The organism is Streptomyces sp. NPDC059371 (assembly GCF_042751995.1).
Classification (GTDB): Bacteria; Actinomycetota; Actinomycetes; order Streptomycetales; family Streptomycetaceae; genus Streptomyces.
In genome coordinates this window covers 1-20,021 of sequence record NZ_JBHYXD010000002.1, presented here as the reverse complement: position 1 = coordinate 20,021, position 20,021 = coordinate 1, and the positions used below count along the sequence as shown (strand labels likewise).

Genomic DNA, 20,021 nt, shown 5'->3' with positions numbered 1-20,021 from the left:
GCAGTCTGGGCTTGCGGGACGCGCGTGTCGTCCCCTTCCGGCGCGTCCTGCCGCCTGCCCGGCTCACCGCTGCTGTCCGAACGTCACAGAAGCCGTGGCCCCGTCCAGCAGCCTGAGCCGCACCCTGCTGATGTCCGCCCGCATCTCCGGCCGCGCCCGCCAACGGCGAACCGTCCGCCCGGACACCCCGACCTCGGGCCCGATCTCCTCCGTCGGCCGACCCATCGCCAGCAGCACCGCCGCCCGCATCCGCGGGGGCATCTCCACCTGTCCAACACCGTCCATTGTTGTCCACCTCCTACAAGGAGAGTACGACTGAATGTGCATCTTCATGCGTGGATCGGTACTGGATACTGGAGAGTTTCTACAACACGGCGACGCCCGGCCCTCCCTTTCAGGAAGACCGGGCGCCGCACCGACACGCAGCCGCTTAGCGGCCCCTCTCCGCCCGCACCAGGGCGAGCAACTCGTCCCGGCCCCGCCCCGCCGTCAAGCCCCCGTAGGGCGGCGCAGAGAACCGGGCCAGTGGATGCCGCGGCTGCACCCCCGCCACCACATCGGCGAGCAACCGGCCGAGCACCGACCCGCCATCGACCAGCGGCCACAACTCACCGCGCACCCACACCGATCCATCGAGGCCGGCACCCGTCGGCTCTCCGCCCGCACACCGCAGCCCGCGCGCAGCGAGCTTCGCACCGACCACGCGAACCCGTTCGTCGTGCTCCGCCAGCGCGTCCACCGCCGCCTGCATCGCCGCCGCCGCGGCAACGACCGCCACCACAGCCGTCGCCCGCGACGCGGCCAGGCCCTCGATGTCCCGGCCCATCTCCTGCGCCGCCGCCTCGCCCGCTTCCGCCCGCCGCTGCCGCGCCTCCTCCTGCACCTCCCAGTCCTGGCGCAGCAGCCGCGCCCGCACCGCCGCATGATCCGCCACATCCACCGCGTCCTTGTGCCTGCCGTACGCGGTCTGCGAGGCACGGTTGGCGGCGTACTCCCGCTCCGCCTCCCGCAGCTCGCCCGCGGCCCGCCGAGCCAGTTCCTCGGCCTGCTCCAGATCCTCCGTCGTCACCGTGATCACGGCACTCCTCCTTACGAACTCGTCGGCACGACTGGTCACTTCGACGCCTGCAGCGCCTGGAATGCGTTCACCAGCCGTGGCGGCTCGGGATGCTTCACGACCGGCACCGCGGGCACCCCCGACATCAGGTCATCCCCCCGCTGCTCCCACGCCCGGTACCCGAGCAGACCCGCCAACGACGCCCGCACCGGACTCATATGCGGCAGCCTCGCCTCCGCCACCCGGTCCGCCACCCACAGCAACGCCCCCGCCGGCGCCAGCCCCTCATACGACGTGCCCCGCACCCGGACCGTGGTGGTGAACAGCCCGCGGCCCCCGCCCGTCTCCCCGTCCAGCCCGAGCCCCGCCGCCGCCAACGCGTCCGCGTGCCGGACCACGAGCCCGTCGTACGCTTCCGTAGCCATCATCAGAGCCACGAGCGCCTGCTGCGCCACCTCAGCCGACTGCTCCAGCTCCTTGCGGGCAGCCGCCATCTCCTTCCCGGCCGCCGTGATCTCCTTCGCCGCCGCCTTCTCCCGCTCCTCCCGCGTCGCCGCCGCCTGCTCCGCCGCGACCTGCTCGTCGAACTTCTCGCGCAGCTCCCGCGCGCTGGCACGCAGCCGTGCCGCCGACTGCGAAGCCTCCGTCAACTCCAGCGCCGCCACCTCGCTGTAGGGCGCCGACTCCAACCGGGCCGCCGCCGCCTCACGGGCCTGCTCCTGCTCGGCCGCCCGCTCCTCTGCCTTCTCCACCTGCCGTGCCGTGATCTTCACCATGACGCCTCCGATACCTTCTGCTTCGATCTACCGGTGACCGGGTGGGCACGCGCCCGCCCGGAAGTCCTCCACCACCCGGGGGCCGCGGCTACCCGGGCGCTGCGGCAGCAGCTCGGCGCCGCAACGACGCCCGCTCCAACCGCGTCGTACCGCCCCACACCCCCCACACCGCTGGCCGCTCCAGCGCCCACGACCGGCAGGCCTCGAGGTAGCCGCAGCCCGCGCACAACGCCCGCGCCCCTGCCGGCCTCACTCCGTCCGCGAAGTACGCCTCCGGATCCACCCGACACGGCGCCACCAGCCCGCCGCCCGTCACGAACTCCGGCACCCCCAACCGCACCGCCGGCCGAGCCCCCGCCGTCCCGCTCACCCGCCGCTCTCGATACGCCAGTTCAGCGCCAGCGTGGCGAGCCCGGCCACCGCGAACCCCGCGATCGGCGACCACAAGAACGCCGACGTCGACAACAGCCCGAGCCCCACCGCGTCCAGCAGATCCGACCGAGCCGCCTGCACCGACCGCACGATGCGCTCCACCCGCCCGCTCACCGCTGCGCCTCCCGCCACCGCTCCGCCGCCAACACCAACGCCGCCTGCCGCCGCGGATCCCCGGGCTCCAGCCCATGCCACGCCTCCGACCCGTACTCCGGGACCGTCAACAACCCGGCGATCTCCTCGCGCGCCCACGACGCCGCCTCACCCTCGCCCGTCACCGTCGGCCCTCCTCGCTCCGCTCCAGCACCCGGGCAATCCCATCCGCCAGCAACCGCCGACGCCGAGCCGGAGACGCACCCACCGGAATCACCACCGTCACCGGACCCCGACCACCCAGCCGAGCCTCCGCCTCATCCACCGCCGCCATCACCCGCTCCGCATCCAGCGGCCTCACCGCCACCGCGGCACGCACCCGCTCCAACTCCGCCACGAACACCGGATCCCGGAGCCACGAGCGCACCGTGCTCGGATGCACACCCACCTCAGCGGCCGCAGCCCGCTGCGACTTACCCGCAGCCAACGGCCACAGCGCCTCCACCCGCTTCCGCGGATCACGCCTCGTCATACGTCGCCTCCTCGATGTAGCGGCCCACCCGGGCCATGCAGCTCCTTGATGAACGGCCGCCCCCGCGGACACGCCCGCGTCCCACGCATCGGCGGCAACCGCCCCGCCTTCACCCCCCACCGCCCCGGCAGCGTGTAATCCATGAACCACCAGTACCGGCGCCACGCCGTCGTCGCCGACAACCCCAACTCCGCCCCCGCCGCCCGGAACGTGAACCCCCGCCCCAACACCAACTCCGCCACCGCCAACCCCTCTCTCGCCTTCACCCCGAAATCCAGACGAAGCCGCGGATACGGACCACCCCGCCGAGGACCACGTGGGCCAGGCACCCGACACACGGAGAAGGTGAAACGCGAATCGCCAGACTCCGGCGGCGACGACTGCTGAGACATGGGGCCGAACTCCTCTCTTCCTACTGGTCGTCACCCTCGGCGGCCTGGCGGCGTTGCTCGGCTTCGGCGAGGTTGCGGAGCTTGCGGGCGTGCCGGTGCGCGAGGCCACGCTGACGGGCTTGGGCGAGGGAGTCGCGGCGTTCCTTCGCTGCCTGGATGCGGACGCGGGCCGCGGCGATGCGGGCCTGCACCTGCTGCTCGACGTGGGACACGGGCTTGGTCACAAGGGACTCCGTTCACGGCCGGAAGGTGGCGGGGACGTCGACCGCACGGGCGAGGTCCCCGGTGCTGCTGACGTGCCCGTTGAGGACGGGGCAGTTGTCGTCGTGCCGGATGTTGGCGATGAGCAGCCCGGTGTTGTCGGTGACGAGGGTGTCGACCTCGCCGCCGCAGCTTCCGCACTGGTAGTTGCTGACCAGCGCGGCGAGAGTCTCGGGGGCTCCGGCGGCGAGGGTCGAGAACGCGGGTTCGGCATTCATGCGGGCTCCTTAGTCACGGAGGATGTGGTGGGCCAGCCGCCCGGCCGGCGCCGCTGAGGCTTGTTGTCGAGGTTGCGGAACCAGGCGGCGATCAACGCGGCCTGCTCCCAACCGAGGGCGTCGTACAGCGGTTTGACGTCTTTGTGGAGCGGGTGGCTGCTGGTCCATCCGTAGACGTGGCCTCGAAGGGCTGTGGCGACGTCCGTGGCTCCGGTCCAGGTGAGTTGCCTGGTGAGGTCTTGGGCGAGCTGCCGGTAGGTGTAGGCGTCCTCGTAGCTGATCCGCTTGGCCTGCTGGGTCCAGTGGGTGATGTCCATGGCCGTTCAGCACCCGACGTGTCGGTCGTTGCCTTGCGCTGCCCAGTCGGCATCGAGGCGGGTGTGGCACATCGAGCACGTTGGACCCTCTTGCACCACCGGTCCTCTCCTTAGAGAGGAGGGAGAGGACCGCCGGTTTTTGGGTGCCGGTCCGGGGTGGTCCTGTACCGGTCCGGGACCGGTCTGAGCTGCGGAATCATCGTTAGTGGTCCCGTCATCTAGGACCGTTTGTGTTACTTGCGAGTAGGACCGCTCTTGGGACCGCTGCTTCCGGAGCCCAGCCACCTCGTTCAGCCGGTCGTTGCCGACCTTGAATCCGAGCCGCTGGCACTCATCAGCCAGACGCCGCCGGCCGAAGTCGGCGGGCACGTTGGCCCGGTCGAGTTGGAGAGCAATCCACTCGACCGATCCCTCTTCGGGCTCCCGTTCACCGGGAGGAGCGAGGGCGAGGGGCTCCAGTACCAGGGACGTGACATCCCTGCCGTCGGGCTTGAACTCCCCGGCGATGGCCACCTTCTTCAGGCGGAAGTCGAACTCGTCGCTCTGGTCCTCGTCTTTTTGCTTGCCGGACTTCACGGTGAGGACGATGTTCGAGAGCTTGTCGCCCTTGCGGGACACGTTCAGTTCGGACTGGAGAGCGCCCTTCACAGCGGACGCGCCACGGCCGTGCTCGCCCTGGTGGCCTGTGTGATGGACGATGACGACGCACGCGCTCGTGGCGGTTCGGAGCTGGTCGAGGCGGTCTACGACCTGGCCCATCTCCTTGTTGGAGTTCTCCTCGACGCCGACCGTGACGCGGGCCTGCGTGTCGACCACAACCAGGACCGGACCGATCTCTTGCAGGGCGGCGATGAGCACGTCCCACTCGGGGCTCATCGCCTGGACCGGGCGGGGCAGGAAGCGCACGTTCTCCATGCGCAGCCCGTACTGCTGCTCCCATGCACGGACCCGCTTGCGGATGCCCTGCTCGCCCTCGGCGACGAGGTAGACGACGGTTCCCTGCTTCACGTACTGGCCGTGCCACTTCACGCCGGTGCCGATGCAGCCGCACATGTCGAGCAGGACGAACGACTTGAACGAGCCGGACGGACCGACCGCGCGGCACAGGGTGTTGACCTGCAACAGGTCGCCGAGCAGCGGTTCGAGTGGGGTGATCTTGTCGAGGTCGTCGGTGTCGAGGAACTCGCTGAGCATCGCCTTCACGCGGGCCGCGAAGTATTCCTCGGACGACATCGTCTCGGGGTCGAGGTGTACGGGCTGCTCCTCGATGTCCTCGGGCGGGAGGAGTGCGGAGAAGTCGTCGCGGTCGTCGACCGGTGGAGCGGGTGCGTCGAGGGGCACGAGGTCGTCGATGCTGTGCCCGGCAGCAAGGTGGTCTGTCAGGTCTGCTTTCTCTCGATCGACCCGGCCGCGGACAACCCGGACGGACGCAGCCTTGCGCTTCAGGTCGGCATACGCGGCGGCGGCGTGGGCGCGGCCGGCAGCGTCGTTGTCGGCGACGATGACGACGTGTGCGCCCTTGAGCATGTCGCCGTACTCCGGGCGCCACTTGGGCCGCTGGTCAGCCTTGGACGCGCCGTCATAGTTGCAGGTCGCCGTGACACCCGCCCGTTCGGCGGAGGCAACATCCTTCTCGCCCTCGACGACGTACACGGTGCCGCCCTCGGCGATGGCCTTGACCACCGCGGGGAGCCGGTACAGGACACGGCGGGCCGGGTTCGCGCCGACGAACACGTCCTTGTACTGGCGACGCCCGCCAGTGAGCGGCCGGTACACGCGGAACGTCTTGGGCTCGCCTCGTTCCTTGACGAACAGGACGCCGCCGCGTTCGTCGGTGTACTCGTACTTCGCGACCCACGACGTTTTCCCGGGATCGGTTCGGGGACGGAGCTGACTCCAGCTCGTTCCGATGGAGGCCAAGACGTCGTTCGTGTCGCATCCGGCCTGGCAGAACACCAAGGCCCGGCCGTCCCTCTCGTTGACCGAGAGAGACGCCACACGGTCATCGTGAGCCAAGCACTGCCAGCCCGAAGCGCCGCTGCGGCGGCTCCCGTGGGCGTTGAGGCCCTCGATGATCTGCTCGTACTCGCTCACGTGCTGCGGTCCTCGCGGTTGGGGGTGAAGCGGAGACGGATCTCCCAGAGCTGCCAGCCGTTCGCGGCGCAGCGGCGGATCTCGGCTCTGATCTCCCGGAGGGAAAGGCTGTACGGGTTGTTCAGCAGTGCATTCCGGGAAGGCCCCGGAGCCGTAGTGGCCCCGGGGTTCCCAGTGGGGGTGCGGGTGTTCACGCCCGGGTCTGCTCGTCGGTCAGCGCGGCGGCCCGCTGGTCACGGAGCCGCTGCGGCGCGTCCTCCGCCGCCTGCCTGATCGCGAACGGGTCGCCCCCGGCCCGCAGGTTCTCGACCAGGTAGTCGAGCAAGTAGCCGTAGCCGGGGTCGATTTCCGCGCGGGCGTGCTCGATGGCTGCGGCAGCCCGCAGCCGGGCGGGGACCTCCGCCTGGAGGAAGTCGGCGAGCGGGTGGCTGGTACCGACCTTGGCAATGACCTCCGCCATGGCGTCAGGCACGGCGTCGCAGATGCTGTCGAGGCGTCCCGCCGGGTCGGGGTCGGTGATCGCCTCGGCGTGCACGGCATTGGCCACGAAGACTGCGGCGGCCAGGTAGGTGATGGTGGTGTCGCCGTCCGCCTGGTCGGCACGCGAAGGCGCTTCGGTCTGGGGCTCGGCGGTGATGGCGGTGGCGGTCGGGCTGGTCGTAAGCTGGTCCATGGTGATGGATCCGTTCTGTTCCGCGTAGCCCCTGGCCCGGCTGTCCAAGCAATGAGCCCGGGGCTTCGCTGTGTGGGTCTGTTGCTGAGGCCCGGTCGCTGGTGGTGATGACACCGACGGCCGGGCCGCCCGTATCTCAGGCGGCTTCGAGAATCGCCACGAGAGATGCGGTGATCACGACGTGACGGCTGCCGAACGACAGGGTTCGGACAGGTGCCTCGCCACGCTTGATCAGTTCGTAGAGCTGCGACCGGCTACAGCCGAGAGCGAGAGCGGCACGCGGGACGTTGACCGTCGCGGGCCACTTCTTCACCTCGGCGAGCGTCGGCGACTCGACCTTCTTCGCGGCCATCAGGCGGCGCTCCGGAGCGTGCGGATCGCGGTGACGTACCGCTCAAGGTGTCCGCCCTTCGGCGTGCGGATCCCGCTCTCCCAGTTGCTGATGGCCTGCCGGGTCACGCCGATGGCCTCGGCCAGTTCCCCCTGCGAGAGTCCCGCCGCCAGGCGGATCGCCCGCCGCTCCTCCGGGGCCGGAAGGTCCTGGTGCAGGAGCAGGCGAGCCCTAACGCGTAGCGCTGTGGCTGTCATGTGGCCAGCTTGGCAGACCTGGTGGCTTCAGGTCAACCATGTCTGCCGACATGGTGAGCCACGTCTGCCGGGCTGGTGTGTTGACCTATCGTTGCGTTTCTTGCAATGCTCGTGAGGTGACTACACCCACGCCCCCCACCGCCGATGGGCCCGACGAGGTCTACATCAGCGCCATCGCCGACCGCGAAGCCTCCGCCGACCAGGCCGAAGGGAAGGTCGTGGCCACGTTCGAGGCGCGCCCCGCCTCGGGCGAGTGGCTCGCCAAGGGCGACATCACCCGAGGCTCTCAGGGCCTGGTGATCTCCCGGGTGGAGCTGCAGGCCGTTGACCCGACAGGCAGCGGCATCACGGGCAGTCTCCTGCGGCGCATCCAAGTCGGCGACATCCTGCACCTGGCCCGCGCCACTACAGCCCGCGCCGCGCAGTCTTCCGAGCCGCCGAAGTTGATCGGCTACCCACCGAGCCGGCCACGCACTGGCGGGCGGGGCGCTCTGAGCGACGAACTCCTGCGCAGCGTGGCTGTTTCCTACCTGGCCGAGACCGCGCCCGGACGCCCATCGGGCGCCGTGAAGCGGATGGCCCAGGAGTTCGATCGGCCAGAAGAGACCGTGCGCTCATGGATTTCGCGCGCCAGGAAGGCGGGATGGCTCGGCCCGAGCGTCAAGGGTCGTGCCGGCGCCGAACCTGGCCCGTTGCTGCGTGACCTGACTCCGGAGGAGTTCGGCCGGATCTTCACCGAGGGGTACGACAGCCCCCCGGGGAACCTTGCCGAACTCGCGGCAGGCTTCAGCTCAATGTCGCCGGAACGTCAGAAGGCAGCCTCGGTCGCGTGGTTCACGCGCGAGCGGCAGATCGAGCACAATCGCGCGGCTCTCGAATGGGAGCGCAGGCAGCAAGCGGAGGCGTCCGACGGGGATGTGGAGGGTTCGACCAGTGACGATGCGGACGGAAAGGGAGACGGACAGGAGTGAAGCAGCGCACGCCATGCCGCGCTGACGCCGCCAGGGCTCCCGAAACTGCCGCGCGATTTGAATAGGGGAGGACATGGCCGAAATCAAAAAGATCACGCTGAAGAACGGCAGGACCCGGTACCGGTTCGTGGTCGACGTGGGCCGCGACGCGACCGGCAAGCGCAAGCAGCTCACGATCACCAAGGACACGAAGCGGGAGGCTGAGGCCGAGTACAACCGGCTCCGTCACCAGCGGGACGCAGGCACCCTTATCGTCCCCAACAAGATCACGGTGGGGGAGTGGGTCGACGAGTGGTTCGCCAAGAAGAAGGAGGACTTGGAGCCCACCACGATCCCCAGCTACGAGACCCAGCTCGGCTACATCAAGAACAGGCTGGGGGACACCCGTCTCCAGGCGCTCACCGAAGACGACTGCATCGACTTCGTGCAGTGGCTCCTCACCCAAGGGCGCCGTCGACCCATTCTCGTGCAGACCGGAAACCCTGAGCAGCCGGTCGAGACCCTGACCGGGCTGCGCCCCACCAGCGTCGACACGATCCTCTCCAGACTCAAGGAGATCCTCGGCCGCGCCTTCGTCCGGCAGATGGTCCGGGCGAACGTCGCCGAGTACGTCCACGTTCCCAAGCAGGCCCGCAAGCAGGACAAGCGGCGCAGCACCAAGGTTCAGCCGTGGAACGTCGCGGAGGTACAGCAGTACGTCTCCGGTATCCGTAGCGACCGGCTGTGCGCTCCGCTCATGGAGTCGCTGATGGGGATGCGGCCGGCCGAAGTCGCGGGCCAGCGCTGGGAGCCGGACGTCGACCTGGTCGGCGGCACCGTGTCGGTGCTCAACACCCGGACGATGGTCCGCAATCACTACACCGTCGAGAAGGACACCAAGACCACCAGTGGCGAACGCACCCTGCCGCTACCGCGGTTGGTCTGGGACTCCCTCAAGAGCTTCAAGAAGTTGCAGGCCCGCGAGCGACTGGCGGCCGGCGAGGGGTACACCCTCTCCGGGTACGTACTCGTCGATGAACTCGGGGTGCCGCTCGACACGCGGAACCTCCGGGACCACGCGTGCGGGCTCATGGAACAACTCGGCCTGAGGCGGGTCCGCTTGTACGACGCGCGGCATGCCGTCCTCAAGTACCTCGCCGTGAACGGGGTCGCGGATGTCGTCCTGGCGGCATGGGCGGGGCACACCAACGCGGCCTTCACCAAGGCCAAGTACGTCGCTCCGGACGCCGAGGATCTTCGTTCGGCGGCCGCGGCGCTCGATGGTCTACACGGGCTGGGGTGAGAGATTGTGAGAGAACAGCGTGAGAGGGTCGGTCAATATGGCGTCTGACCTGCATCTATCAGAAATCTCGCAGAACCATACTTCGATTCTGCGCGGTGGCGCGGGCATCCGCCCGGTGTGCGGGGCCCGCGAGCTGCGCCTACCGTGGCTCGCATGGGCGATGCGGTGGAACTCGAAGCGGCCGGCAGGAGCGTGCGCCTGTCCAGCCCGGACAAGATCTTCTTCCCTGAGCGCGGATTCACGAAGCTGGATCTCGCCCAGTACTACCTCGCCGTCGGCGACGGCATCCTGCGAGCCCTGCGCAACCGTCCCACCACACTGGAGCGCTACCCGGACGGGGTGACCGGGGAGTCCTTCTTCCAGAAGCGGGCGCCCAAGAACATGCCCGACTGGATCCCCACCGCCCACATCACCTTCCCCAGCGGCCGCAGCGCCGACGAGATGTGCCCCACCGAGCCCGCCGCCGTGCTGTGGGCCGCGCAGTTCGGCACGCTCACCTTCCATCCCTGGCCGGTCCGCCGCGACGACGTCGACAGCCCCGACGAACTGCGCATCGACCTCGACCCGCAGCCCGGCACGGACTACGCCGACGCGGTGCGCGCCGCCCACGAACTGCGCGAGGTCCTGCACGAGTACGGCGGTCTGCGGGGCTGGCCCAAGACCTCCGGGGGCCGCGGGCTCCATGTCTTCGTGCCCATCCGGCCGCGCTGGACCTTCACCCAGGTGCGCCGGGCCGCCATCGCCGTCGGGCGCGAGCTCGAACGCCGTATGCCCGACCAGGTCACCACCGCCTGGTGGAAGGAGGAGCGGGGCGAGAAGATCTTCGTGGACTACAACCAGACAGCCCGGGACCGCACCATCGCCTCGGCCTATTCCGTACGTCCCCGCCCGCACGCCCCGGTCTCCGCACCGCTGCGCTGGGACGAGGTGCAGGACGCCCGGCCACGGGACTTCGACCTGGCGACCATGCCGGGCCGCTTCGCCGAACTCGGCGACGTGCACGCCGACATGGACGACCACGCCTTCTCGCTGGAGGCACTGCTGGAACTCGCCAGCCGCGACGAGCACGACCACGGCCTCGGCGACCTCCCGTACCCGCCCGAGTACCCGAAGATGCCGGGCGAGCCCAAGCGGGTGCAGCCGAGCCGCGCGAAACACGAGGACGCCTAGAGCCCGGGGCCGGCCCGGAGCCCTTTCCGCCAAGTCACCCTGTGGCGAGACCGGTTCGAGCCGTTTTCGATGATCGGGGAGCACCCCCACGGAGCGGGCGGTCGCGCGGCTATCCTGATCGGCATCCGCCGAGGAGGTGCCCTGAGGTGACCGAGACAGCGTCGCGCCCCACGCTGGAGGCCGTGGCCGCGCGGGCCGGGGTCTCCCGGGCCACCGTGTCACGGGTCGTGAACGGTGGGGACGGAGTCCGCGAGCCGCTCGTCGAGCGCGTGCGCCGGGCCGTCGAAGAACTCGGCTACGTTCCGAACCAGGCCGCCCGCAGCCTCGTCACCCGGCGCCACGACGCGGTCGCCGTGGTGATCGCCGAGCCCGAGACGCGGGTCTTCGCCGACCCGTTCTTCGCGCTCCAACTCCGGGGCATCAGCAAGGAGCTGACGGCCAACGACTCACAACTGGTCCTGCTGCTCACGGAAGGGCGCGACGACCACGCCCGTGTCGCCCGCTATCTCGCCGGCGGCCATGTCGACGGCGCGCTCGTGTTCTCCCTGCACCTCGACGACCCGCTGCCGGGCCTCATCCACGGCGCGGGTGTGCCGACGGTGTTCGGTGGACGGCCCGGCTGGGGCGACGGCGTCCGCGAAGCGGTGTACGTCGACTGCGACAACCGCGGCGGAGCCCGCCAGGCCGTTCGCCATCTCCTCGGTCTCGGGCGGACGCGCGTCGCCCACATCACCGGTGCCCTCGACCAGACGTCCGCGGTCGACCGGCTCGACGGCTTCCGGGACGTCATGGCCGACGCCGGTCCGGAACTCGTCGCGCAGGGGGACTTCACCCCCGCCGGCGGCGAACGAGCGATGCGGGAATTGCTGGAGCGCCGCCCCGACGTCGACGCGGTGTTCGTGGCGAACGACCTGTCGGCCCTCGGCGTGCTGCGTGTGCTGCGTGAGTACGGACGACGGGTGCCCGAGGACGTTGCCGTGATCGGCTTCGACGACATGCTGCCGATCGCCGAACAGACGGATCCGCCGCTGACGACGGTGCGTCAGGAAATAGAGGAGATGGGCCGGTTGATGGCCCGGCTGCTGATCCGCGGTCTTGAGGGCGGCCCCGCGGCGCAGGACCCGGCGCCCGATCCCGCCGGAGTGGTCCTGCCGACGACGATCGTACGACGGGCCTCGGCGTAGGGCCGAAGACCGCGGCGCGACGGGCTTCGATCCGGGGCTGAAGACCGTGGCGCGACGGGCTTCGATCCAGGGCTGGAGGCCGTGGCGCGCCGGCCCCGGGCGTGGGCCGGCGATGGCGGCACGACAGGGCCTCGGCTGCGGGCACGTGGGCCCTCGGCACGGGCGGTGGGCGTCGGCGCGCAGCCCCGGCGACGGCCGTGACGGCAGCCCCGGCGCAGGACGCACGGTCGCTCGGCGCGAGGTCCGTGGGCCGCCCCGCGCCGGCCCCGGCGCCCCGGAAGATTCAGCTCTGCTGAGGGGCGCTCTTGATCACCGCGAAGCGCGCCCCGTACGGATCGGCGAGCTTGGCCATGCGGCCGACGCCCTCCATGTCCGTGGCGGGCATACGGACCGCGCCGCCGAGTTCCCCGGCCCTGGCGACCACGGCGTCCGTGTCGGGGACCTCGATGTACGGCAGCCAGTACGCGCCGGTCCTCGCCTCGACCGGGTCGTCCGCGAGCGGCATCAGACCGCCGAACATGCCCGCCTCCTCGGTCTCCGCCGGGTTGACGCAGGTATAGGTCCCGCCCGGGAACTGAGCCGCCGTTGTGTGCCACCCGAAGACGGCGTTGTAGAACCCGGCGGCCGCCGCGATGTCCGGTGTGCAGAGCTCGACCCAGCACAGCGAACCCGGGTCGCCGGCAATGCCCAGGCCCTTGGTCCGGCCGGGCTGCCACACACCGAAGGTCACGCCCGCCTGATCGGCGAGCATGGCCATGTGACCCTCGCCCATCACGTCCATGGGCGGCATGAGCACCGTGCCCTTGTGCTGCTCGACCGCCTTGGCGGTGGCCTCGGCGTCCGCCGTTTGGAAGTAGACGTTCCAGGACGGCGGGCCCTGCTCGGCGGTGATCTGCATACCCCCGGCCACGGTCTTGCCGTCCACCTGGAAGAAGCCGTAGCCACCGGCGTCCGGCCCCGCCGACTGGAACCGCCAGCCGAAGAGGCCTCCGTAGAAGGCGATGGCGCCTTCGATGTCGGCCGTGCCGACATCCAGCCAGTTCGGGGAGCCGTTGACAAAGCTGGTGGTGAGCATGATTGCCCTCCTTTGAGGGGTCCCGTTGCCTTTGGTGCCGAGTCTTCCACCGCCCACCGACAATCGCTCCAGAGATGCGCAAACCGCCCGGAGCGGCGGCGCCCGTCACTCCGAGTGGCCGCCGGAATTCGTATCGTCGCAGGGTTCTCCCGCGCGCCGCCGTGCCCGAGGCCTTCCCGCGGGGCCATCATCGAGGCCGCCGGAAGCCTTGGTACACCGCGTTGATCCCGCGTTGATCGAACGTTTTTCGCCGCCGGGCACGCTGTGACCATGTACTCGGTAACCATCACTCCGTCCGACCTCGCCTGGCAGGAGCAGGCGTTGTGCGCGCAGACGGGGGCGGACTTCTTCTTTCCCGAGCCGGGCAGCTCGGTGCGCGAGGCCAAGCGGATCTGCGGGATGTGCGCGATGCGTCCCGCGTGCCTCGAATACGCGATCAGCAACGACGAACGCTTCGGCGTGTGGGGCGGACTCTCCGAGAAGGAGCGTCTCGGCCTGCGGCGCGCCCTGGAGTGACAAGCGCCCACCTCCTTTCGACTGCCGTCGTGGTTCATCGGAGTGAGCTGATTGGCATATGCGCTTGGACAGTGCCAAATCTGCGTATGACGTCCTCTGATCGTTGTCACCGACACCGAAAGGGACGTCATGGCCGACAGCAAGGCCACCAAAGCAACGAAAGCCGCAGGGTCGATCGGACTCGTCACTCCGATGGGGGAGCCCGCGCCCGCGCAGGCTCCCCGGGCCGACGAGGAATGGCAGCTACCGGGCGGCAGTGCCCGGGTGTACTACGGGCAGGGCCACAAGGGCGTGGTCCGGCCGGTGGTCCTGGCCGACGGGTTCAACCTGGGGCCGACCGATTTCGACTGGCTGTGGGACGGGCTGGAGAACGGCAGGTTCCCGTTCATCAGCGAACTGCGGCGGCGGGGACGCACGCTGGTCCTCGTCGGGTTCGACGAGCGGAGCGAGTCGATCCTGCGCAACGCCGAGACGATGACCGCCGCGATCATGCGGACCGTCGCCGAACAGCTCGGCGACACCCGGCTGCTCGTGGGCGGGTTCAGCATGGGCGGCATCGTCGCCCGCTACGCGCTGGCCAAGATGGAGATGCAGCGCATGGACCACCGGGTCGGGGTCTATGTGTCGTTCGACAGCCCGCACCGGGGAGCGTGGGTGCCGATCGGACTCCAGGCGTTGGCGCACTACCTCGCCGACGCCGGCGACGACACCTACCTGCGGCAGATCGGCAGCCCGGCCTCGCAGCAGATGCTCTGGCGCTACCTGGACGCTCTCGACGGCACGCCGAAGGAGAGCTCGCAGCGCAGGGAGTTCAAGGAGCAGCTGGAGCGGGTGGGCGGCTGGCCGCGCATCCCGCGCCTGATCGGGGTGTCCAGCGGGCGCGGTGACGGCGTGGGCAACGGGGTGCGCGCCGGGGCGAAGGCGCTGACCTGTGCCGGGCCGCTCTTCGACGGCACGTACTTCCTCGCCCAGCCCAAGGGCGAGGCCGCGGAGGTGGCCGTGCTCGACGGCGTCCTCGGCGGTCCGTACACGATCACCACGAGCGGGTTCCCCGAACTCGACGGCGCGCCCGGCGGGACGCTCGAGTCGTTCGGCATCGTCGGGGACACGCTGACGGCGTTCGGCGAGAACGTCGACATGGTGCACCGGTCCGTGTGCTTCGTTCCCTCCGTCAGCGCGGTCGCCATCCGTGACCTGGACCGGCAGGAGGATCTGTACGCCGGCATCGACGAGCTGCCCCCGGAGGAGTCGGATCTCGACGACTTCCTGCTCTCGGGGGACAACGACCCGCACGCCATCATGACGCCGGAGATCGGGGAGTGGGTCCTGGACCGGCTCCCGGACTAGACCGGCCCGGGATCAGATCGGCCCGGGGACAGACCGGCCCGGGGACAGACCGGCCAGGGGTCGGACCGGCCCGGGACCGGACCGGTCGGGGACCGGGCAGCCGCGGGACCGGGCGTGGCCCACGGGGCCACGGCATGTGCGGGCGCCCCGGCGGGACCTGAACCCTGCCGGGGCGCCCGCGCCCGTTCATGTCTGCCCGGGAGGCGTCACGCGGTGGCGCGGGCCGCCATCCGGGCCTTGCGGGCGGCGAGCTTCTCGTCGAACTTCGAGGCCTCGGCGTCCAGGCCGCCCATGAAGTAGCCGAGCTCCTCCTGGGCCTTGAGGCCCTCGGGGCCGAGGCCGTCGATCTCCAGGACCCTGAGGTGCCGCAGCACCGGCTGGAGCACGTCGTCGTGGTGGATGCGCATGTTGTAGACCTCGCCGATGGCCATCTGCGCGGCCATGCGCTCGAAGCCGGGCATGCCGTGACCGGGCATCCGGAAGTTGACGACGACGTCACGGACGGCCTGCATGGTCAGGTCGGGGGCCAGCTCGAACGCGGCCTTCAGGAGGTTGCGGTAGAAGACCATGTGCAGGTTCTCGTCGGTCGCGATGCGCGCCAGCATGCGGTCGCAGACCGGGTCGCCCGACTGGTGCCCGGTGTTGCGGTGCGAGATGCGGGTCGCCAGCTCCTGGAAGGCGACGTACGCGACCGAGTGCAGCATCGAGTGGCGGTTGTCCGACTCGAAGCCCTCGCTCATGTGCTGCATACGGAAGGCCTCGAGCTTGTCCGGGTCCACCGCGCGCGAGGCGAGCAGGTAGTCGCGCATCACGATGCCGTGCCGGCCCTCCTCCGCCGTCCAGCGGTGCACCCAGGTGCCCCAGGCGCCGTCACGGCCGAACAGGGACGCGATCTCGTGGTGGTAGCTCGGGAGGTTGTCCTCGGTGAGCAGGTTGACGACCAGCGCGATCCGGCCGATCTCGGTGACCTTGGACTGCTCCTTGTCCCAGGCCTCGCCGTCCTCGAAGAGCCCCGGGAAGTTGCGGGCGTCGCTGAAGGGCACGTACTCGTGCGGCATCCAGTCCTTGGCCACCTTCAGGTGGCGGTTGAGCTCCGTCTCGACGACTTCCTCCAGCGCGTACAGCAGACGAGCGTCGGTCCAGGCGGCTGCCGGGCTGCCGAGGTCGGGGGAAGTGATCGTCACTGGTGCTCCAGGGGGGACGGGACAACAAGCGGAAAATCTAACCTACGGCATCGTAGGCTACGTCTCCGTAGGTTACGTCTCCGTAGGTTAAGGAGCCCGTAAAGACCGCTGATCAGCGGCGTTGCGGGCGAGGACGCGCCCCTTCCGGCCCATGCCGGAGAGGCCCGGGGCGGCGAAGGGCCGGGACCGTTCGGATGACTCGCTCACTCCTTCAGACGTACAGCTCCCGAAGCCTCACCGAGAGGCATGTCACACAGCCTTCGAGCTTCTCGAACTCGCTGATGTCCACCACGACCGGTTCATGGCCGAGGTCCGCGAGGAGTTCCGCGGTCTTCGGGGCGGACGCGGCCATCAGCAGCTTCCCGCCGCCCAGGAGCACCACGTGCGCCCCGGACTCCTCCGGGACGGCCAGGAAGCGCGGGAACAGCGAGGGCGTGTCCACGAGCGACTCGTGCCCGATCACCGTCCCGTCGGGCAGAGCGGTGACCGCCGACTTCAGATGCAGCACCTTGCTGACGGGAACGGCGACGACCCGCGCCCCGAGCGGTTCGAAGGCGGCGCGCACCTGCTGGACCCCGGCCGCGTTCGTCCGGCCGCCGCGGCCGACGTAGATCGTGTCGCCCACCTTCAGGATGTCGCCGCCGTCGAGGGTGCCCGGATCCCAGATCCAGTTCACCGAGCAGCCGAGGCGTGCCACGGCCTCCTCGACCCCCGGCGTCTCGGCCCGGCGGGACTCCGCGCCGGGCCGGGCGATGAGCGCGACATTGCGGAAGACGACGACGGCGTCCTCGACGAACACCGCGTCCGGGCAGTCCTCGGCCGGGTCCACCTCGACCGTCTCCCAGCCGTGCGTCCGCAGCGACTCGGTGTACGCCTCCCACTGCTCGACCGCGAGATCGACGTCCACCTCCGTGCGTTCCACGTGGGTCACCAGCCCCTCGGCGAGGCGGGGGCCGGGCCGGCGGACGAGCGCTTTCTGACTGGGCACGGGCGGGTCTCCGAATCGGCTGGGAGTGTCGAACGCACCATCATGCAGTGCGGTTCCCGCACGCAGAAGACCCCCGGCCCGACGCCGGGCACCGCCCACCCCCGACGCTAGGCCGCCTCCGCTCTCCGCACTATGAGGAATACCCGACAGTTTCCGGAGCGATTTCTTTCAGTTCTCCTCCTTCCAGCAGCAGCCGTCGCGTGATGCCGATCGACTCCAGGAACGGCATGTCGTGGCTGGCGACGATCAGTGCCCCTTCGTACGACTCCAGGGCCGTGGTGAGCTGGTGGACGCTCGCCATGTCGAGGTTGTTCGTCGGCTCGTCGAGCATCAGGAGTTGCGGGGCGGGGTCGGCCAGCATCAGGGCCGCGAGCGCGGCGCGGAAACGTTCGCCGCCGGAGAGCGTCGCCGCCCGCTGGTCGGCCTTCGTTCCCTTGAACAGGAAGCGGGCGAGCCGGGCCCGGATCCGGTTGCGCGTGGCGGCGGGCGCGTACCGGGCCACGTTCTCGGCGACCGTCAGCTCGTCGTCGAGGACATCGAGCCGCTGGGGCAGGAAGCGCAGGGGCACGTGGGCGTGCGCCTCGCCGGACACGGCGTCCAGTTCCCCGGCGATCGTGCGCAGCAGTGTCGTCTTGCCCGATCCGTTGCGCCCGACGATCGCGACGCGTTCGGGTCCGCGCAGATCGAACACGCCGTTCACCCGTGCGCCGTGCTTCAGCTCCAGCCGGTCGAGGGTGAGGACGTCACGCCCCGGTGGCACCGCCGTGTACGGCAGGTCGATCCGGATCACGTCGTCGTCCCGTACGGCCTCCACCGCCTCGTCGAGACGCTCCTTCGCCTCGCTCAGCCTGCCCTCGTGCAGGAGCCGGTGCCTGCCCGCGGACTCCTGGGCCGACCGTTTGCGCGCTCCCATGACGATCTTCGGTTCGCGCTTCTGGTCGTTCATCTTCTGCCCGTACCGCCTGCGCCGGGCCAACTTGACCTGAGCGTCGACCAGTTCGCGCTTCTGCTTCTTCAGATCGGACTCGGCGACGCGCACCATGCGCTCCGCCGCCTCCTGTTCGGCGGCGAGCGCCTCCTCGTACGCGGAGAAGTTCCCGCCGTACCAGGTGACCTCGCCGGAGTGCAGATCGGCGATCTGGTCGGCCAGATCGAGGAGTTGGCGGTCGTGACTGACCACGATCATGACTCCGGACCAGGCTTCCACGGCCGCGTACAGCCGCTGTCGCGCGTACAGGTCGAGGTTGTTGGTGGGTTCGTCGAGCAGGAGGACGTCGGGCCGGCGGAGCAGGAGCGCGGCCAGCCGCAGCAGCACCGACTCGCCGCCGGACACCTCACCGATCCCGCGGTCCAGGCCGATGTGTCCGAGGCCGAGTTCGCCGAGGGTCGCGCGGGCGCGCTCCTCGACGTCCCAGTCGTCGCCGACGACATCGAAGTGCTCCTCGGACACGTCGCCCGCCTCGATCGCGTGCAGGGCGGCACGGACCGCGCGGATGCCGAGCGCCTCGTCGACCCGCAGCGCGGTGTCGAGGGTGACGTTCTGCGGCAGACGGCCGACCTCGCCCGCGACCCGGACGGTGCCGTCGGCCGGGGTGAGCTCTCCGGCGATCAGCTTCAACAGGGTCGACTTGCCGGAGCCGTTGACGCCGACGAGTCCGGTGACGCCTGGTCCGAAGGCGACCTGGAGACCGTCGAAGACCTCGGTGCCGTCCGGCCAGGCGAAGGACAGGGAGGTACAGGTGACGGAGGTGGGGAACGTTGACATGAGGTCCTCGCGATTGCTGGATGCGGTCGGGGGTACGCGTACGGGACACCGCGAGGCGACGACGATCCGGTTCGGAGGAGAGCGGGAAGAACGGGCTCCGCACCCTGGGACGGCTCGAACGCCGAGGTCGCACGCTGCGCACACGCGGGTCCGACGGGACCGGCTGTGTGACGCGGTGTCTCCGACCTCAGACGAGCAACGTCCTTCTCCATTCGACGGCAACAGAACCGCTTCACACCGTAGGGACGGTCCTGAGGGCTGTCAAAGGATTAACGCTCCCCACCGACGAACCGAGGAGATCCCGTGCCGAACGGCTCGCTCTCGTTGCCCGCCCGGCTCTACCTCCTGGCGTGGGACACCACGAAGGGAAGGCTCACCGGGTCCACCCACCTCCACCACCTGGTGCGCGCCGGCGCCCTCACCGAGCTCGCCCAGCGCGGGCTGCTCGTCGACGACGACGGCATCGTCACCCCCGTCGACGCCGACTCCCGGACCGGGGACGTCGTTCTCGACGGGCTCCTGGAACTCGTGGCGGAGTCCCGGCCCCGGCGGTGGAAGCCGTGGGTCACCTCACGGGCCCGGGTCACCCTGGACGCGGTCCGCGCCCAGCTCGCGGCCGAGGGATACCTGCGGGCCGAGCGCAAGCGGGTCTTCGGGATCTTCCCGTCCGTCGAGTACGAGCTGGACCGGGTCGCCGTGGTGGAAGCCCTGCGCGAGGACGCGCGGGAGGTGCTGGAGGGGCCGGTGCCCGTCGCCGACGTCGGTGATCGCGACGCGGCCCTCGTCGCCCTGGCTACCGCCGCCGAGCTGCGCACCTTCGCGTCGTCCAAGGAGCGCAGGCTCCACCGGGCCCGCATCGACGAGCTCACCGAGCGCGGGGGCGCGGCGGCTCCCGCCCTGAGGAAGGTCATCCAGGACGTGCGCACGGCGGTGGTCGTGGCGGCCACCACGGCCTCCTCCACGACCGCTGCCACGACGACGTCGAACTGAACGCGGTGGCGGCCACGACGGGCCGAACGGGCGGCGCGGGCCGGGGGGGGGGGGCGGGGGCCCCCCCGCCGCCCGCCGCCGGGGGGGGCCCGCCCCGCCGGGCGCCCCCCCCCCCC

Annotated in this window: 26 protein-coding genes; 7 read left to right on the top strand and 19 right to left on the bottom strand. The window is 70.2% G+C overall.

The features are described 5' to 3' along the window. Positions 1-63: 63 nt before the first annotated feature. The 15 genes from ACFXGX_RS01285 to ACFXGX_RS01215 all read right to left on the bottom strand — a co-directional run bounded on the left by ACFXGX_RS01285 (position 64) and on the right by ACFXGX_RS01215 (position 7,433). Complete coding sequence (locus ACFXGX_RS01285; RefSeq protein WP_384783405.1) at positions 64-285, bottom strand: helix-turn-helix domain-containing protein; 222 nt, start codon at positions 283-285, stop codon at positions 64-66. Between the two features lie 145 nt (positions 286-430). Continuing rightward, positions 431-1,078 (bottom strand): hypothetical protein, encoded by a 648-nt coding sequence (locus ACFXGX_RS01280; protein WP_384783403.1) that lies wholly within the window; start codon positions 1,076-1,078, stop codon positions 431-433. Positions 1,079-1,113: 35 nt separating this feature from the next. Next, positions 1,114-1,833 carry a hypothetical protein gene (locus tag ACFXGX_RS01275; RefSeq protein ID WP_384783401.1) on the bottom strand — a complete coding sequence of 240 codons (720 nt, stop codon included), beginning with the start codon at positions 1,831-1,833 and terminating at the stop codon, positions 1,114-1,116. An 88-nt stretch (positions 1,834-1,921) separates the two neighbouring features. Then, on the bottom strand, positions 1,922-2,116 hold the full coding sequence (locus tag ACFXGX_RS01270) for a WhiB family transcriptional regulator (protein WP_384783399.1): 195 nt from the start codon (positions 2,114-2,116) through the stop codon (positions 1,922-1,924). An 83-nt stretch (positions 2,117-2,199) separates the two neighbouring features. After that, entirely contained in the window at positions 2,200-2,355 is a 156-nt protein-coding gene (locus tag ACFXGX_RS01265; protein ID WP_384783397.1) for a hypothetical protein, read from the bottom strand. 20 nt (positions 2,356-2,375) lie between these two features. Further along, the gene (locus ACFXGX_RS01260; protein ID WP_384783395.1) at positions 2,376-2,543 is read right to left on the bottom strand and encodes a hypothetical protein; all 168 of its coding nucleotides are present in this window, start codon (positions 2,541-2,543) and stop codon (positions 2,376-2,378) included. Next, entirely contained in the window at positions 2,540-2,890 is a 351-nt protein-coding gene (locus ACFXGX_RS01255) for a helix-turn-helix domain-containing protein (RefSeq protein WP_384783393.1), read from the bottom strand. Before ACFXGX_RS01255 ends, ACFXGX_RS01260 begins: the two co-directional genes overlap by 4 nt. 412 nt (positions 2,891-3,302) lie before the next feature. Next, the gene (locus ACFXGX_RS01250) at positions 3,303-3,506 is read right to left on the bottom strand and encodes a hypothetical protein (protein WP_384783391.1); all 204 of its coding nucleotides are present in this window, start codon (positions 3,504-3,506) and stop codon (positions 3,303-3,305) included. A gap of 12 nt (positions 3,507-3,518) precedes the next feature. Continuing rightward, entirely contained in the window at positions 3,519-3,761 is a 243-nt protein-coding gene (locus ACFXGX_RS01245; protein WP_384783389.1) for a hypothetical protein, read from the bottom strand. Continuing rightward, entirely contained in the window at positions 3,758-4,078 is a 321-nt protein-coding gene (locus ACFXGX_RS01240; protein WP_384783388.1) for a hypothetical protein, read from the bottom strand. Before ACFXGX_RS01240 ends, ACFXGX_RS01245 begins: the two co-directional genes overlap by 4 nt. 6 nt (positions 4,079-4,084) lie before the next feature. Then, on the bottom strand, positions 4,085-6,172 hold the full coding sequence (locus ACFXGX_RS01235) for an AAA family ATPase (protein ID WP_384783387.1): 2,088 nt from the start codon (positions 6,170-6,172) through the stop codon (positions 4,085-4,087). Continuing rightward, entirely contained in the window at positions 6,169-6,366 is a 198-nt protein-coding gene (locus ACFXGX_RS01230; RefSeq protein ID WP_384783385.1) for a hypothetical protein, read from the bottom strand. The genes ACFXGX_RS01235 and ACFXGX_RS01230 overlap by 4 nt, the downstream gene beginning before the upstream one ends. Further along, positions 6,363-6,845: a hypothetical protein gene (locus ACFXGX_RS01225; RefSeq protein WP_384783383.1), complete on the bottom strand. Its 483-nt coding sequence runs from the start codon at positions 6,843-6,845 to the stop codon at positions 6,363-6,365. Before ACFXGX_RS01225 ends, ACFXGX_RS01230 begins: the two co-directional genes overlap by 4 nt. A gap of 136 nt (positions 6,846-6,981) precedes the next feature. Beyond that, entirely contained in the window at positions 6,982-7,197 is a 216-nt protein-coding gene (locus tag ACFXGX_RS01220; RefSeq protein ID WP_384783381.1) for a helix-turn-helix transcriptional regulator, read from the bottom strand. Beyond that, positions 7,197-7,433, bottom strand: coding sequence for a helix-turn-helix transcriptional regulator (locus ACFXGX_RS01215; protein WP_382781485.1), 237 nt, complete (start codon positions 7,431-7,433; stop codon positions 7,197-7,199). Before ACFXGX_RS01215 ends, ACFXGX_RS01220 begins: the two co-directional genes overlap by 1 nt. A gap of 116 nt (positions 7,434-7,549) precedes the next feature. Between ACFXGX_RS01215 and ACFXGX_RS01210 the strand changes: the two genes are divergently transcribed. The 4 genes from ACFXGX_RS01210 to ACFXGX_RS01195 all read left to right on the top strand — a co-directional run bounded on the left by ACFXGX_RS01210 (position 7,550) and on the right by ACFXGX_RS01195 (position 12,040). Beyond that, on the top strand, positions 7,550-8,404 hold the full coding sequence (locus ACFXGX_RS01210) for a hypothetical protein (RefSeq protein WP_384783378.1): 855 nt from the start codon (positions 7,550-7,552) through the stop codon (positions 8,402-8,404). A 73-nt stretch (positions 8,405-8,477) separates the two neighbouring features. Continuing rightward, positions 8,478-9,686 (top strand): tyrosine recombinase XerC, encoded by a 1,209-nt coding sequence (gene xerC / locus ACFXGX_RS01205; protein WP_384783376.1) that lies wholly within the window; start codon positions 8,478-8,480, stop codon positions 9,684-9,686. Between the two features lie 153 nt (positions 9,687-9,839). Continuing rightward, on the top strand, positions 9,840-10,856 hold the full coding sequence (gene ligD, locus ACFXGX_RS01200; RefSeq protein WP_384783374.1) for a non-homologous end-joining DNA ligase: 1,017 nt from the start codon (positions 9,840-9,842) through the stop codon (positions 10,854-10,856). 146 nt (positions 10,857-11,002) lie between these two features. Beyond that, entirely contained in the window at positions 11,003-12,040 is a 1,038-nt protein-coding gene (locus tag ACFXGX_RS01195; protein WP_384783372.1) for a LacI family DNA-binding transcriptional regulator, read from the top strand. 283 nt (positions 12,041-12,323) lie between these two features. Here ACFXGX_RS01195 and ACFXGX_RS01190 read toward each other — a convergent pair whose 3' ends face one another. Beyond that, entirely contained in the window at positions 12,324-13,115 is a 792-nt protein-coding gene (locus ACFXGX_RS01190) for a VOC family protein (RefSeq protein WP_384783370.1), read from the bottom strand. A 270-nt stretch (positions 13,116-13,385) separates the two neighbouring features. Between ACFXGX_RS01190 and ACFXGX_RS01185 the strand changes: the two genes are divergently transcribed. Next, positions 13,386-13,631, top strand: a complete 246-nt coding sequence (locus ACFXGX_RS01185; RefSeq protein WP_384783368.1) for a WhiB family transcriptional regulator — start codon at positions 13,386-13,388, stop codon at positions 13,629-13,631. A gap of 129 nt (positions 13,632-13,760) precedes the next feature. Next, entirely contained in the window at positions 13,761-14,978 is a 1,218-nt protein-coding gene (locus ACFXGX_RS01180; RefSeq protein ID WP_384783366.1) for an esterase/lipase family protein, read from the top strand. A gap of 206 nt (positions 14,979-15,184) precedes the next feature. On the opposite strand, the gene ACFXGX_RS01175 is transcribed toward ACFXGX_RS01180, so the two are convergent. From ACFXGX_RS01175 to ACFXGX_RS01165, 3 genes are all read right to left on the bottom strand, one after another. Then, positions 15,185-16,162 carry an acyl-ACP desaturase gene (locus ACFXGX_RS01175; RefSeq protein WP_384783364.1) on the bottom strand — a complete coding sequence of 326 codons (978 nt, stop codon included), beginning with the start codon at positions 16,160-16,162 and terminating at the stop codon, positions 15,185-15,187. A gap of 211 nt (positions 16,163-16,373) precedes the next feature. After that, positions 16,374-17,150, bottom strand: a complete 777-nt coding sequence (ddaH, locus tag ACFXGX_RS01170) for a dimethylargininase (protein ID WP_384783362.1) — start codon at positions 17,148-17,150, stop codon at positions 16,374-16,376. A gap of 130 nt (positions 17,151-17,280) precedes the next feature. Beyond that, entirely contained in the window at positions 17,281-18,915 is a 1,635-nt protein-coding gene (locus ACFXGX_RS01165; RefSeq protein ID WP_384783360.1) for an ABC-F family ATP-binding cassette domain-containing protein, read from the bottom strand. Positions 18,916-19,218: 303 nt separating this feature from the next. Here ACFXGX_RS01165 and ACFXGX_RS01160 point away from each other — a divergent pair, with 303 nt between their 5' ends. Next, entirely contained in the window at positions 19,219-19,905 is a 687-nt protein-coding gene (locus tag ACFXGX_RS01160; RefSeq protein WP_384783358.1) for a GPP34 family phosphoprotein, read from the top strand. Positions 19,906-20,021 lie beyond the last annotated feature (116 nt).